13 protein-coding genes are annotated in these 15038 nt (G+C 39.9%); 2 read left to right on the top strand and 11 right to left on the bottom strand.

Annotation, left to right across the window (positions count from 1 at the left end):
• Positions 1-13 precede the first annotated feature (13 nt).
• The 9 genes from bamA to rpsB all read right to left on the bottom strand — a co-directional run bounded on the left by bamA (position 14) and on the right by rpsB (position 9629).
• Entirely contained in the window at positions 14-2242 is a 2229-nt protein-coding gene (bamA, locus tag Q91_RS05160; protein WP_015005828.1) for an outer membrane protein assembly factor BamA, read from the bottom strand.
• Between the two features lie 149 nt (positions 2243-2391).
• Positions 2392-3747 (bottom strand): RIP metalloprotease RseP, encoded by a 1356-nt coding sequence (gene rseP / locus Q91_RS05155; protein WP_015005827.1) that lies wholly within the window; start codon positions 3745-3747, stop codon positions 2392-2394.
• Complete coding sequence (ispC, locus tag Q91_RS05150) at positions 3747-4925, bottom strand: 1-deoxy-D-xylulose-5-phosphate reductoisomerase (protein WP_015005826.1); 1179 nt, start codon at positions 4923-4925, stop codon at positions 3747-3749. The genes rseP and ispC overlap by 1 nt, the downstream gene beginning before the upstream one ends.
• Positions 4922-5743, bottom strand: coding sequence for a phosphatidate cytidylyltransferase (locus tag Q91_RS05145; protein ID WP_238538364.1), 822 nt, complete (start codon positions 5741-5743; stop codon positions 4922-4924). Before Q91_RS05145 ends, ispC begins: the two co-directional genes overlap by 4 nt.
• 3 nt (positions 5744-5746) lie before the next feature.
• Positions 5747-6490 (bottom strand): polyprenyl diphosphate synthase, encoded by a 744-nt coding sequence (uppS, locus tag Q91_RS05140; protein ID WP_015005824.1) that lies wholly within the window; start codon positions 6488-6490, stop codon positions 5747-5749.
• 88 nt (positions 6491-6578) lie between these two features.
• Complete coding sequence (gene frr / locus Q91_RS05135; RefSeq protein WP_015005823.1) at positions 6579-7136, bottom strand: ribosome recycling factor; 558 nt, start codon at positions 7134-7136, stop codon at positions 6579-6581.
• Between the two features lie 14 nt (positions 7137-7150).
• Positions 7151-7864 (bottom strand): UMP kinase, encoded by a 714-nt coding sequence (gene pyrH / locus Q91_RS05130; protein WP_015005822.1) that lies wholly within the window; start codon positions 7862-7864, stop codon positions 7151-7153.
• 4 nt (positions 7865-7868) lie between these two features.
• Positions 7869-8753, bottom strand: coding sequence for a translation elongation factor Ts (gene tsf, locus Q91_RS05125; protein WP_015005821.1), 885 nt, complete (start codon positions 8751-8753; stop codon positions 7869-7871).
• Between the two features lie 78 nt (positions 8754-8831).
• Positions 8832-9629 carry a 30S ribosomal protein S2 gene (gene rpsB / locus Q91_RS05120; protein ID WP_015005820.1) on the bottom strand — a complete coding sequence of 266 codons (798 nt, stop codon included), beginning with the start codon at positions 9627-9629 and terminating at the stop codon, positions 8832-8834.
• A gap of 297 nt (positions 9630-9926) precedes the next feature.
• On the opposite strand from rpsB, the gene map reads away from it, so the two are divergent.
• Together map and glnD are read left to right on the top strand one after the other, a co-directional pair.
• Entirely contained in the window at positions 9927-10730 is an 804-nt protein-coding gene (map, locus tag Q91_RS05115; RefSeq protein WP_015005819.1) for a type I methionyl aminopeptidase, read from the top strand.
• Positions 10727-13363 carry a [protein-PII] uridylyltransferase gene (gene glnD / locus Q91_RS05110; protein ID WP_015005818.1) on the top strand — a complete coding sequence of 879 codons (2637 nt, stop codon included), beginning with the start codon at positions 10727-10729 and terminating at the stop codon, positions 13361-13363. Before map ends, glnD begins: the two co-directional genes overlap by 4 nt.
• Here the strand turns inward: glnD and Q91_RS05105 are convergent.
• Together Q91_RS05105 and arsS are read right to left on the bottom strand one after the other, a co-directional pair.
• On the bottom strand, positions 13356-14048 hold the full coding sequence (locus Q91_RS05105; RefSeq protein ID WP_015005817.1) for a TIGR04283 family arsenosugar biosynthesis glycosyltransferase: 693 nt from the start codon (positions 14046-14048) through the stop codon (positions 13356-13358). The genes glnD and Q91_RS05105 overlap by 8 nt on opposite strands.
• A gap of 34 nt (positions 14049-14082) precedes the next feature.
• Entirely contained in the window at positions 14083-15036 is a 954-nt protein-coding gene (gene arsS / locus Q91_RS05100; RefSeq protein ID WP_015005816.1) for an arsenosugar biosynthesis radical SAM (seleno)protein ArsS, read from the bottom strand.
• Positions 15037-15038 lie beyond the last annotated feature (2 nt).

Raw genomic sequence — 15038 nt, 5'->3', positions numbered from 1 at the left:
GTTTTAGCCGATTTTATATCCCTGAGCCAAAGGCAAATTGGAATGTTTGCACCTCATCATCTTCTCCATCATTAATAGGCATTGCTAAACTGAAGGATAATGCGCCAAATGGAGACAACCATTTTGCTGACACACCAACAGAGTAACGTAACTCACCTACGTCTATCTCATCATCATAAACATTACCAGCATCAACAAAAGTACTCATTCTGACGCTTTTATTATCTGGCATAAAGGGTACAGGAAAGATGAATTCTGCATTACCCACTAATTTAACACTGCCGCCAATTGGATCGTCAAAAATATCCCGAGGACCTAGTGTATTATCTGTAAAGCCCCTGACAGAGCCTTTACCGCCGGCATAATAATTTTCAAAGAACGGTAAGCTCTCAGCATCGCCATATGAATCACCATAACCAAAATCAGCATTCAAATAGAGTGTTGTATTAGTACTGATTGGGAAATATTGCTCTTGATTATATGACAACTTATAAAACTCAAGATCGGAACCCGGTACTGTAATGATGCCAGATAAACGTTTTGACCCACCTCGCGTTGCAAACACAGCACGATTCCTTGTATCAGTGCCCCATGAAGCAGAAGCTTTTAAGTTAGTAAAAGAATTACCATTTTCAACAATAAATTTATTTATTTCACCAAAAAACAGATTATTGTCTAACTGAATATCAGTGAACTCTAGATCCAAACCTAGACCAATCTTATCACTTTCATTTAATGGCAAGCCAAAATTAACGCCCATATTAAATGTTTCAGTTTCGTAATTTGAGCTGTTGGCTTCATCATAGTCGGTTGTTCTATAACTGATGTTATAGCCACGGCTCACGCCGTCAACTGTGTAATACGGATTGGTATAACCCAAACTATAAATAGTGTTAACTGAGCTATTATTAAAGCTAGCACTCATCCGCTTACCAGTGCCTAAGAAGTTGTTTTGACTAATACTCGCATTTAACACAATTCCTTGTGATTGAGAAAACCCAGCGCCGGCTAAAATATTGCCCGATGACTTTTCTTTAACCGTGTATTTAATATCAACCTGATCACTGGTACCAGCAACGGGTAATGTTTCCACGTCCACTTCATCAAAGTGGCCTAATCGTGACAACCTAGCTTTAGAATGATCAACCGCTCTGGTTGAAATGGATGCCGCTTCCATTTGTCTAACTTCTCGCCTTAGAACCTCGTCACGTGTTTTAGTATTCCCTTCCATCAACACACGTCGAACATAGACACGTTTCCCAGGGTCAACAAAAAACGTCACTTTGACTGTTGATGATTCATTATCAATTTCAGGAATCATATTGACATTTGCAAACGAGTAGCCCGCCTGCCCAAGAATGGTAGTAATGTATTCTGATGTTTGCGTTGCTTTTTTCCTAGAAAAAACATCTGTTGGCTGAACAATCACGTAAGGGATTAACTTATCAGGATTAACAATCAACTCACCGGCCAGTTTTACTTCACTAACTGTGTGCACCTTCCCTTCATTGATATTGATAGTGATGAAAATTCCATTTTTATCAGGACTAATTGAGACCTGTGTGGATTCAACTTTAAAATTGATGTAACCACGATCTTGATAGAATGAGTTCAAACGTTCTAAATCAGCCGATAATTTCTGTTTTGAGTATTGATTACTATTCGTATAAAAACTAATCAGAGTTGGACCTGTTAACTCAAATACCGACAAAATCTCTTCATCTGAAAAAGACTTATTACCAACAATATTAATTTTCTTAATACTTGCTGCTGAACCTTCTACAACACTGATTAATACAGCCACTCGATTACGCTCAAGTGTTGTCACTTTACTGCTAACCTCTGCTGAATATTTACCGTTATTGTAATATTGCTGAAGTAATTCGTTTTTAACTTTATCGAGAACTAGTGGGTTAAATACACGTCCTACTTCCATACCAACATCACCAAATGCTTCAAGCAATGTTTCGTTTTCGATATCATCGTTGCCTTCAATTTCGATACTGGTAATCGCTGGACGTTCTTTTACATTAATAATGACTATGTCATCATTCAGGTCCACATTGATATCGCTAAAAAAGCCCATTTCAAAGAGTTCTCGGATAATCTCCCCAGATGTCTCCTCTTCAAATTGATCACCTACTTTCAGACTTAGCGCATTAAAAACAGCACCCGCCGTGATCCGCTGCAATCCATTAACCCGTATATCTTTAACCAGCACCGGTTCTTCTGCAAATGCCACATTTGAGCTGAATAGAACAAATAGTATAAAAACTGGAAGAAATAGTGTTCTGATTTTTTTTATCACAATGCGTTTTAATGTTATGTTCGTTTAAGGCGTATCGAGCAAGTATAGATAAAACAATCCATTGACTCAATACGTATTTTTATTTAACCAATTATTCGACCAATGTCGATAAAAATGGCCAACACCATCATACAAAGTAGGACAAATAAACCCACACGCATAAACAGACCTTGAGCCTTTTCAGAAACAGGCTTACCTTTAACCGCTTCAATGAGGTAAAAAAACAAATGACCGCCATCTAACATAGGAATCGGCAATAAATTCATAACACCTAAACTAACGCTGACAAATGCCAAAAATTTTAAGAATGGTATTAGACCTATTGTGGCCGTTTTACCTGCATATTGAGCCAAACTAATAGGCCCACTTAAGTTCTGCACAGATGCCTCTCCAATCAGCATTCTGCCAATTAACTTAACAGTTAATATTGAATAATGAACCGTTTGAGTGGCCGCTTCCGCTATCGCTGAAAAACCATTCAATGAATACGTAGTATAAAAGTCATTTGACACCTCATCGACCCATGGGGACACACCAATTCTTCCAATCGGGCTATCATTTTCTATGATTTTTTGCGGAATAAGGCGTAATGCTAAGCGCTCATTATTTCTTAGCACTATTATAGAAATGCTTTTTTCTGGGTTTGCACGAATAACTGAGACCCATTGTTGCCAACTATCGACCTCTTCATTATTGGCAGACAGAATCAAATCACCCCTCTTTAACCCCGCTAAATCAGCTGGCTCAGCAGAAACAATATTGCCAATCATCGGTTTTAATGTCGGCAAAAAAGGCTCAATACCAAGCTTATTAACAATATCGTTTGGCTCAGGAATATCTCCCGATTGGACGTTAAATTGAATGTCTTTTGTTTGTCCACCAGGTGTCTCAACGGTGAGATCAACCGAGCCATTATCAATCATTTCACTGGCAATTAAGCCAATGGCCACACGCCATATAGTTGCTGGACGATCATTGACAGCAAGAATTTCATCACCAACTTCAATACCTGAATGAATAGCAACACCAGCCGGGTCTAGTTTACCAACCACAGGCTTCAAACCTCTTTCGCCAACTGTTAGAATTAGCCAAAAAACCAAGAAGGCAAACACCAAATTAAAAACAGGGCCCGCTAAAACGATAAGGAAACGACTTAGCAGAGGTTTATTATTAAAGGCTAGCTTTTTCTCACTCTCTTCGACGTTTCCTTCACGCTCATCGAGCATTTTCACATAACCGCCTAACGGTATACTTGCAATGACATATTCTGTCTCGTCATTTTTCCTTTTAAATTTAATTAACGGTTTACCAAAACCGACAGAAAAACGTAATACTTTCACACCACATTTACGCGCCACCCAAAAATGGCCGAATTCATGAACGGTAACCAAAATACCTAAGGCCAAGATAAAAGAGGCCATTGAAATAATAATGCTCATTAACCGTTCTCCAAACAATTTTTTGCAACCTGACGTGCTTGTGCATCTGCGCTTAAAACGCTTTCAATTGAGTCAGCAGGGCTCACTGTTGTAATACTCAACACCTGCTCAATCAATGTGGAAATACCAGTGAACGCTAATTCTTTTGCCAAAAATGCTTCAACGGCGACTTCATTTGCTGCATTTAAGATCGCTGGTGCTGTTCCTTTAGCATCTAAAGCTTCATAAGCTAAACGTAAGCAAGGGAATTTTTCATATGAGGCTGATTCAAATGTTAATTGATTATTCACTAGAAAATCCAGCGCTGACACGCCACTCTCATGCCTTTTTGGCCATGCTAATGCATGTGCTATGGGTGTGCGCATATCGGGGTTTCCAAGTTGCGCTAAAACAGACCCATCCACATAATCAATCATCGAATGAACAATACTTTGAGGATGTATCAGCACATCTATTAATTCAGCGGGCATATCAAATAAATAACTCGCTTCAATTAACTCCAAACCTTTATTCATCATAGTCGCTGAGTCAACAGAGATTTTATGCCCCATTGACCAGTTTGGGTGTGCACAAGCCTGCTCGACCGTTACATTATCCAACTCACTGGCATTAAGATTCAAAAAAGGCCCACCAGAAGCCGTTAAAATTAATTTTCTAACACCCTCAGCACGTTGCCCAGCCTTGTATGCATCGGGCATACATTGAAATAAAGCATTATGTTCGCTGTCTAACGGTAGCAATGTGGCACCATTTTGTTTCACTACAGACATCAATAAATCACCCGATACAACTAAAGATTCTTTATTCGCCAGTAAAATTGTTTTACCTGCCTTAGCACCCGCTAAAGTTGACAATAAACCAACCGCTCCAACAATGGCTGCCACCACAATATCAGTCATTGAATGTTTAGCAACAAACTCTAAAGAATCCATGCCAGATAACACTTGGGTTTCACATGCGTCAGAGCGTTCCAACTTCCCTCTAAACGCCTCTGCAAGCTCAGCATCTGGAACCACTGCATAAGTTGGCTTAAATTCTATACATTGCTCTAATAACCGCCCAATGTTTTTATTAGCTGTCAGTGCAACTACTCTGTAAGCATTCTTATTGAGTCTTATAACATCAAGCGTACTAACTCCAATTGAGCCAGTTGAGCCAAGCAAGCAAACATTTTTCATGTGAACAGTTTTGTCATTAACAGACAAGCAACATAAACAGGAGCTGCCGCAATAAGGCTATCAATACGATCAAGAACGCCACCATGACCCGGTAAAATTGCCCCACTATCTTTAACGTTTACACGTCGCTTCATAAGGCTTTCAAATAGATCCCCAAAAACCGAGACAAAGGCAACAAACACCGACACACTTATAAACATGGCACTGTTGTTAATTTCAAAATATTGATCTGCAAAAAAAGCCAACAATAAACAAGCTAATGCGCCACCAATGACGCCTTCTATAGATTTTCCAGGACTAATAAGAGGTGATAATTTATGATGCCCAAATGAACGGCCAGCAAAATAAGCCCCACTATCTGCAATCCACATCAACAATAATAGGTACATTAAAAGCTCAGGGCCTTGTTCAAAATTGAGCCTCAACTGGTAAAGCGATATGAATATTAAACCAAGCAATAAATAGCCAATTAAAAGCATCACAGGGCGCGCTACTTTATTTGCCAGTAAATCTTGCGCTTTAGTTATCAGCAACACGATCGCCAATAACCAAAATATTAAACTAGCGTAAAAAAAACCACTTAAAAAAGGTTCATTTAAAAGCGTTAAACCAAACGAAAACAGCAAGCCAGTTATCGCAAATATAGATTTATATAGCTTGCTTTTTACAGCACTTAAAGCAGCCCATTCATAGCCAGCTATCAAAACAATTAGACTTAGAACCCCTATAAAATATGGTTCAGAAGAATACATTACAACCCAGACCACAGCTGGAATCAATACTATGGCTGTTAGAAGCCTCTTAGCGAGACTAGTCATTCCTTAACCATCTTCATCAAGTTGCTCACCTGTCTGTCCGAACCGACGCTCACGAGAAGAGAAATACTGAATGGCCACATCAAGAGCATTCTTATCAAAATCTGGCCAAAGTGTGTCTGTAAAATAAAGTTCACTATAAGCTATTTGCCAAAGTAAAAAATTACTAATTCGCTGCTCACCACCTGTTCTTATGAATAAATCAGGGTCTGGTATAGCTGCGGTGGATAAAAAGTCTTCTATGTTCAGGTCTGTTAAAGGAATGTCTTGACTGACTGCATGTGCCATCATACATTGGCTTGCCTGCGTAATATCCCATTGGCCACCATAATTTGCTGCAATGACCAGCAATAAACCAGTATTTTCAGCTGTTAATAACTCAACATCTATAATTTTTTGTTGTAACGACTGGGACAGTTTGGTTTTATCACCAATTATTTTCAAACGAATATTATTGTTATGTAATCGTTTTGCTTGTGTTTTTAGCGTCAACATAAACAAGTCCATCAGCACATTAACTTCTTTCGCTGGACGACGCCAATTTTCGCTGCTAAATGCAAACACTGTTAACACTTCCACACCGTAGCTAGCGCACGTTTCGATAGTGGTTCTTAATGCATCAACGCCCGCTTTATGGCCTGCTGTACGAGGTTTACCCTGAGCGGTAGCCCAACGCCCATTGCCATCCATTATGATGGCAATGTGCTTAGGGCTTTTTTTTATATTTTTTTTAACTTGGTTGTCAGTCACAAGAATCCTATTTATCTCTTTTGACAACGTCGTAAAAACTTAGATCAAGGTTAAACACACTGAAAGCACACGATGTTAGGTTCATTGCCTACATTGACATCAAGTCAGCTTCTTTTACCTCAAGGTGCTTATCAATATCTTTTACATGCTGATCGGTGATTTTCTGAATTTTTTCTTCACCAGAGCGAAGTTCATCTTCAGTAATCATCTTTTCTTTTAACGCCTCTTTAAACTCAGAGTTTGCGTCACGACGAATGTTTCTAATCGCAACTTTCGCAGCTTCTGCCTCACCACGAACCACTTTAACAAGATCGCGACGCCTTTCTTCTGTTAATGGTGGCATTGGTACACGAATGACATTACCAGCAGTCACTGGATTAAGCCCGAGATCTGCCTTCATAATAGCCTTTTCAACTGGGCCAATCATACCTGCTTCCCACGGCATAATAGACAATGTTCTAGCGTCTTCAATATTAACTGTTGCTACTTGATTTAAGGGTGTATCAACATCGTAGTAAGACACAACAATATGCTCTAGCAAACTTGGGTGCGCACGACCTGTACGAATTTTTGTCAATGCTTTTTGAAAAGACTCAACGGATTTACCCATTCTTAGGTTTCCATCTTTAACAATATCTTCAATCATAATTATCTCTACCGTTATTCTACAAGTGTGCCAATATCATCACCCATCACAAGACGTTTAATAGCACCTTTATCAAAAATATTAACGACCCTTAATGGTAACTTATGATCCCTACAAAGTACCAATGCTGTTGCGTCCATAACATTTAAACGTTGATCAATGGCTTCATCAAAACTAATACGTGAATACAGCGTGGCATCAGGGTTTTTAACCGGATCATCAGAATAAATGCCATCCACTTTTGTTGCTTTAATCAGCAATTCAGCCTCAACCTCAATACCTCTGAGGCTCGCTGCCGAATCAGTGGTAAAAAATGGATTACCGGTCCCTGCTGCAAAAATAACTACGCGGCCTTTCTCAAAATGTCTAACCGCTCTTCTACGTTTAAAGCTTTCGCATACTTGGTTAATTTGAAGCGCTGACATAACGCGAACATCCTGACCAAGAGACTCTAATGAATCTTGCATCGCTAAGGCATTAATGACTGTCGCCAACATACCCATATGATCACTGGTCACACGATTCATAACATCTGAAGCTACTTCAGAACCACGTAAAATATTTCCACCACCTATAACAAGACCAACTTGAACACCAATGTCACATAGCTGCTTAACTTCTTCTGCTAGCCTTAAAACTGTATTACCATCAATACCACCAGCGGAGTCGCCCATAAAGGCTTCCCCGCTGAGTTTTAGCAATATTCGTTTATATGTCAACTCGCTCATTAAATTAATCGCCTCGTACTTGAGCCATTACTTCAGATGCAAAATCTTCTTCTTTCTTCTCGATACCTTCACCTACTTCAAAGCGTACGAAAGATACGACTTTAGCATTATTAGATTTTAATAATTGCTCAACCGTAACATCACCATCTTTAACAAATGGTTGACCCAATAAGGTGACTTCTTTTAAGAATTTTTTAACTTTACCAACGATCATTTTTTCAACAATCTCAGGTGGCTTACCACTTTCAGCAGCTTGCCCTTTAAAAATTTCTTTTTCCTTTTCAATAGCCTCTGCAGGTACTTCTGCTTCAGAAATACATAAAGGATTCGTCGCAGCAACATGCATAGCAATATCTTTTGCTAATTCAACAGACCCACCTTCCAATTCAACCAACACCCCAATACGGATACCGTGCAAATATGAACCGACAACGCCTGATTCAGGCTTAATGGTTTGAAAACGTCGAACATTAATGTTTTCACCAACTTTAGCAATCAATGCACGTCGTTTTTCATCAACTGTCACAGATTCACCGTCAATCGTTGCATTATTTAATGCTTCAACATCAGCGACGTCATTATTAACAATCGTGTTTGCAACCACTGTAGCAAACTCAACAAAATCATCACCTTTTGAAACAAAGTCAGTTTCACTGTTAATTTCAACAATCGTTGTTGCTGATCCATCACCGGACGTTGCAACCTTTAAAACACCTTCAGCAGCAATACGCCCTGCTTTTTTATCTGCTTTTGCCATGCCTGATTTACGCATGTTTTCAATCGCAACTTCTAAATCACCACCTGTTTCTACTAATGCTTTTTTGCACTCCATCATGCCAGAACCCGTTCTTTCACGTAATTCTTTGACCATTGCAGCTGTTACACTCATTCTAAACCTCTGTCTATATTAATTAATCATAAAAACGCCCCCAACAGGAGGCGTTCATTGTCTTCTAAGCTGTAGCGATTAACCTTCTTTGCTTACTTCTTCAGTTGCTGCTTTTTTTACCGCTGTTTTTTTCACAGCCGGTTTTTTAGAAACTGATTTAGCCACTTCTTTATTATCAACTAATTCTTTAATTACGCTGGCTTTACCTTCAAGAATCGCACCGGCAAAACTTTGGCAATATAGTGTTAAGGCTCTGATTGAGTCATCATTACCCGGTATTACATAATCCACATCATTAGGTTTATTGTTTGAATCAACAATACCAATCACTGGAATACCTAATTTAGCCGCTTCTTTAACTGCGATTTTTTCATAGCCTACATCCATTACTACAATAGCATCGGGTGGGCCTTTAAGGTCTTTAATACCGCCAACACTGCGCTCTAGTTTTTCCAGCTGGCGCATGAACTTTAAACCTTCTTTTTTGCTAAAACGATTCAAGCTACCGTCTTCACGCATCGTTTCAAGTTCTTTTAAACGATTAATTGATTTTTTGATGGTACCGAAGTTTGTCAACATACCACCTAACCAACGGTGATCAACATATGGCATGCTGCAACGTTTTGCTTCTTCTGCAACTGTTTTACGAGCGGCTTTTTTTGTTCCAACAAACATGATAGTGCCTTTGTTTGCTGCTAGTTTGTTGATGAAATTTAATGCATCATTAAAAAGAGGTAAGGTTTTCTCTAAGTTAATGATATGAATTTTGCCACGCTCACCAAAGATGTAAGGGGCCATTTTAGGGTTCCAGTACCTCGTTTGGTGACCAAAATGGACACCAGCTTCGAGCATTTCACGCATTGTGATTTTAGACATTTCTTTTAATTCCTTATGTTATAGCCAGCCAGATAATCTGACATGACTCGGGTTGATAACTACCACGCATCCCAAACGGTAACCTGATTTAATTCAAGCACCCTACCGGATGTGTTGATGCATGTGATCGTTGTTGCCAAAAGTGGCGACGCTTTATACCATATCTAGAGCTAAACAGCAATTTAAACCTAAAATATTAGTGTTATGCCTAAGCTGTAAAAAAACCTTAAATTCATCTATTAAGCGTTATAATCTGTCACTTGTTTGACATTCTGAAACCACTTTATTTATTAAAATATGAGTATTACTTTAAAAACACCCCCTGAAATTGAAAAAATGCGTGTCGCTGGCCGTTTAGCTGCTGAAGTTCTCGAGATGATCAGGGAATATGTTGTTCCAGGTGTCACTACAGAAGAGCTTAACCAACGTTGTCACGACTTCATGGTTAACACCCAAAAAACAATCCCCGCCCCGCTTAATTACCATGGCTTTCCAAAATCAATCTGCACCTCGGTTAACCAAACTGTTTGCCACGGTATCCCCAACCATAAAAAACTTAAAAAAGGAGATATCGTCAATATTGATATCACCGTTATTAAAGATGAGTTCCATGGTGATACCAGTGAAATGTTCGTTGTTGGTGAACCAAGCATTTTAGCCAAGCGTCTTATCGATACCACACAAAAAGCTTTATACCTAGGCATTAGCATGGTTAAGCCCGGCGCAAGACTTGGTGATATTGGCCATGCTATTCAAAAATTTGCAGAAAGCAGGCGTTACTCTATTGTTCGAGAGTATTGTGGTCATGGTATTGGGCGCGTTTTTCATGAAGAGCCCCAAGTTTTACATTACGGCGAACCTAATACCGGTACCACACTAGAAGAGGGCATGACCTTTACTATAGAACCGATGATTAATGCTGGCAAAAGGAATGTAAAAACACTGGCAGATGATTGGACCGTGGTTACTAAAGACCGCAGCCTATCTGCACAGTTTGAACACACCTTAACGGTCACATCCAATGGGTTTGAAATTTTTACCGTTCGAGATAACGAGGCCATTGAAGCAACCCATATTCCACCAGAGTTATATAAATCATGACATCTCTTCCTACTGAAAATGAACCAGCCGCGCATAAAATTGCTGATATTAAAGCGCTAATTCAAGCCTTTAATAATGAATTACATACACGCGCTAAGTCTGGTGAAACGGTAGAAACACTTCTAAAAGCTCGTAGTGATTTTATCGATCAATTACTTACCAACTATTGGAATGAAATATTAGGTCCCTATTCTAACCAACTGGCCTTAATTGCCACCGGTGGTTATGGCCGCGCGGAACTGCACCCTTTTTCCGATATTGATTTACTCATTATCTTTGATGAATCCGAGCTCGACAATTACAAAACAGAACTCGAATCGTTCTCGACATTCCTATGGGATATTGGTCTTAAGCCGGGCCTAAGTGTACGAACAATTTCAGACTGCCTAGAACAATCTAAGTTAGATATTACGGTTATTACAAACCTTATGGAAGCTCGCCTCATCACAGGTTCAGAGGCTTTCTTTTCTGACATGCAAGATCAGATCAGTATCGATAATCTTTGGTCGCCGGTTGCATTTTTTCGCGAAAAAGTAGCAGAACAACACAACAGACACTTGAAGTTTGGCAATACCGCTTACAACCTAGAACCTGATATGAAAGAAGGGCCAGGTGGGTTACGAGACATTCAAACGATTCAATGGATTACCCAGCGTTATTTTGGTTCCAATTCACTTGGTGAATTGGTAAATCATGCGTTTCTTACTAAAAATGAGTATCGCTCACTGGTAAAAGGGCAACGCTTTCTTTGGAAAGTCCGTTTCGAATTACACCTTTTAGCGAATCGACCTGAAAACCGCCTGCTTTTTGATTATCAAAAAAACCTTGCCTTAGCCTTTGGTTTTGAAGATGGCGATAACAACCTTGCTGTCGAATCATTTATGCAGCTGTACTACCGTACTGTGATGGACCTTGAGCGCATTAATGAACTGGTCTTGCAAATATTTAATGAGGCGTTAGAAAATAAAGTCATGGATGTGACCCCTATCAATGAATCTTTTAGGATCATTAATGATTATATCGAGGTGACGCATCCAGATACCTTTAAAACAACACCTACTGCTCTACTCGATATTATCCTTCAATTACAAAAACATGAAGATGTAAAGGGGATCAGATCAGCAACTATCCGCTTAATACGCGAGTCTTTACACCTCGTTGATGATGAGTTCAGGGCAAACCCTCGGGCTAAACGTTTATTTTTAGATATTCTTCGCCAACCGCATGGCATCACCCATCAATTTCGTCGGATGAATCGCTACGGTTTATTAGCGGCTTATATTCCAGCCTTTGACGATATTATCGGGCGTATGCAGTATGACTTATTTCATGCCTATACCGTTGATCAGCACACCCTATTTATCGTTAGAAACCTAAGACGGTTTGCCTTAGAAAAGCACCGTGACGACCTGCCGCATTGTTTCGATGTCTTTCAAGAAATTCGCAAACCTGAGTTACTTTATTTAGCTGGCTTATTTCATGATATTGCTAAAGGCCGCGGCGGCAACCATGCAGAACTTGGCATGCATGATGCCATCGAATTTTGCCGCCAGCATGGCTACAATTCTTATGACACCAACCTTGTCGGTTGGCTGGTTCAAAACCACCTAATCATGTCAATGACCGCGCAGCGTAAGGATATTAATGACCCCGCTGTTATTCATAAATTTGCCTCTAAAATTGGCAGTCTTGAGTACCTTGATTACCTCTACCTACTAACCGTTGCAGATATTAGAGCAACAAACCCAACGCTGTGGAACGACTGGAAAGGCTCGTTATTAAAAGAACTCTACAACAACACTCAGCAACTTTTACGTCGCGGATTACAAACGGTCACTGATGAATTAAGTGACGAAATCAAAGACATGCAGTATCAGGCTAGACAAGGCCTTAATATCCGTGGCTTAAGTGATGATAAAATTGATCGAGTATGGCGAACAATCAGTAAGGATTATTTTTCACGGTTTTCTGTTGAAGATAGTATTTGGCACACATTGGCCATATCATCTTGTCGTCAAGAAGAGATGCCACTGGTCTTACTACGCCCACAAACACATCGCGGTGGCGCAGAAATTTTTATTTACGTAGATGATCGCGCTGGCACATTTGCTATCTGCACAGCAACGCTCGATCAGCTTGGCCTTAATATTTTAGATGCTCGAATCATTACCACTAATGAAGACCTCGCATTGATTAGTTTCCATGTTTTAGAAGATAACGGCAGCCCTATTCCCGACCTTACTCGTGAACAATCTATCGTCAACGTCTTACGTGCTAATTTAATAGCGCCAGACCAATCAGTTTTATCGGTTGATAGGCATAGGCCTCGCCAATCTCAACACTTCAACATTAAAACGACTATCAGCTTTAAAAGTGATTATCAAAAACGCTACACCATTTTAGAAATACGCACACAAGACCAACCCGGTGTTTTATCCACCATTGGGCAATGCTTTAGTGCCTGTAAAGTTAACGTGCGAAATGCAAAAATTACCACCTTAGGTTCAACCGCTGAAGATATTTTCTATATTACCGATAGCGATAACAAAATGATTGAAGATTCCGAGATCATCGATCAGCTAAAAGAAAGCTTAATTGAAAAACTGACTTCGTCGCAAAACAGTACTACTTGATTCTAATTTGGCGGTACTTCTGCGCCAATACTTTAGGTTCCGCATTAAAAAAATATGCCCACCTTAAAAACCACATTAACAGGACTGTTTTCACGACCCCATTAACCTGCCAACGCCGGCAGGATGTGGTAACAGTTTCTTTAAGGCATATCGGCTTTGAAACTTTTTTTAGTTTTTTGCTTATTGCAATATCTTCCATAAGCTCAATGCACGGGTAGCCGCCTACCTGTTCAAACAAGTGCTTTGAAACAAACATTGCATGGTCCCCTGTTACGATACCGGTCAAACAAGAGCGCCAATTCATCATCGTTTCAATTATTCGAAAAACAATTGCTGTGTCGTCCAACTTGACCTTAAAACGTCCCCAACAAAGAGTTGGCTGTTTCGGTTGCTTTAATAGTTTTTTAATGGCCCTGCCTGCTAGCAGGGTATCTGCATGTAAAAAAAGCAATACCTTTCCACGTGCTACTTGTGCACCTTTATTAAGCTGCACCGCACGTCCTGCTGAATAGACCACCAGCTGTTCAACAAGGCCTTCTGTGCAGCAGACCGTCTTATCGGTGCTGCCGCCATCTACCACTATAATTTCGACACCTTCCCTTCTAAGCGATTGTAACGATGCCAGCGTTACCGGTAAGGCCGTCTCCTCATTCAGCGTGGGAATAATAATAGATAGCTCAGGCATTAATAACAGCCCCTTCTATAGGATATTTTTATAATCACTGCTTTAAGGCGCCACCACAGCTTGAACCACTACCCGCCGTGCAACCATAACAATGATCGGCTACCGTAATGGCTTGTGATTCAAAATCAAGCCCTAAACACTCGCTAATATGCCTCTTTGATTTAAGCTGGCCAGCAGGCAAGCCTAGCATTTGATTAAAATCGCAATCGTACACATAACCTGCCCAATCAACACTTAAAGTACTTTTACACATCACTTGATCAAGGTTAACCGCATGGTGCGCAGTTTTAAGTACGTTCATATATTCGTCAAACTGACTTGTTGAAATCAGCCAGCTACCAAACCGCTTAATGGGCATATTTGTTATCGTGAACAAACGCGTAAACACAATGCCGAAGTGTTCAAATAAATGGTCTTTATAATCCGCTTCAAGAGCCGACTGATCTGGCGGTAATTGAGTACCCTGTGGGTTATATACAAGGTTTAGCTCTAATGTTTCCCCATAACCGAGGGTATTTAGTTTTTTTAACGCAGTGATACTCTTTTCAAAGACACCCTTACCACGTTGTGCATCTACATTATCACTGGAGTAGCATGGTAAGGAGGCAACAATTTGTACTTTATTAGATGCTAAAAAATCAGCCAAATATTCATAACCCGGTTCTTCAAGAATCGTTAAATTGCAGCGATCAATGACCTCCACTCCTCTATTTCTCGCTTCTATAACAACATATTGAAAACAAGGGTTCATTTCTGGCGCACCGCCGGTCAAATCGAGTGTTTTAATAGCCTGCTGATCTATAAACTTAAAGACTTGATCGATAGTTTCTTTCGCCATTATTTCTTTACGTGTCGGACCAGCATTAACATGACAGTGTAAGCAGGACTGGTTACACAAATACCCCATGTTTACTTGTAACGTGTGAAGTTTAGTTCGTGTTATCGCAGGGAAGTTTGTATCCACTAGCTTAGCTAACGTTGGGTGCATAG

The organism is Cycloclasticus sp. P1 (assembly GCF_000299965.1).
Taxonomy (GTDB): domain Bacteria; phylum Pseudomonadota; class Gammaproteobacteria; order Methylococcales; family Cycloclasticaceae; genus Cycloclasticus; species Cycloclasticus pugetii.
Note: the sequence above shows the minus strand (reverse complement) of the source record. Positions and strands in the feature narration are given on the sequence as shown.

Bases quoted from the DNA above. Each gene is read 5' to 3' on its own strand.
- rseP (WP_015005827.1), bottom strand. From the start codon at position 3,747: ATGAGCATTATTATTTCAATGGCCTCTTTTATCTTGGCCTTAGGTATT.
- ispC (WP_015005826.1), bottom strand. From the start codon at position 4,925: ATGAAAAATGTTTGCTTGCTTGGCTCAACTGGCTCAATTGGAGTTAGT.
- Q91_RS05145 (WP_238538364.1), bottom strand. From the start codon at position 5,743: ATGACTAGTCTCGCTAAGAGGCTTCTAACAGCCATAGTATTGATTCCA.
- frr (WP_015005823.1), bottom strand. From the start codon at position 7,136: ATGATTGAAGATATTGTTAAAGATGGAAACCTAAGAATGGGTAAATCC.
- pyrH (WP_015005822.1), bottom strand. From the start codon at position 7,864: ATGAGCGAGTTGACATATAAACGAATATTGCTAAAACTCAGCGGGGAA.
- tsf (WP_015005821.1), bottom strand. From the start codon at position 8,753: ATGAGTGTAACAGCTGCAATGGTCAAAGAATTACGTGAAAGAACGGGT.
- rpsB (WP_015005820.1), bottom strand. From the start codon at position 9,629: ATGTCTAAAATCACAATGCGTGAAATGCTCGAAGCTGGTGTCCATTTT.
- map (WP_015005819.1), top strand. From the start codon at position 9,927: ATGAGTATTACTTTAAAAACACCCCCTGAAATTGAAAAAATGCGTGTC.
- glnD (WP_015005818.1), top strand. From the start codon at position 10,727: ATGACATCTCTTCCTACTGAAAATGAACCAGCCGCGCATAAAATTGCT.
- Q91_RS05105 (WP_015005817.1), bottom strand. From the start codon at position 14,048: ATGCCTGAGCTATCTATTATTATTCCCACGCTGAATGAGGAGACGGCC.
- arsS (WP_015005816.1), bottom strand. From the start codon at position 15,036: ATGCACCCAACGTTAGCTAAGCTAGTGGATACAAACTTCCCTGCGATA.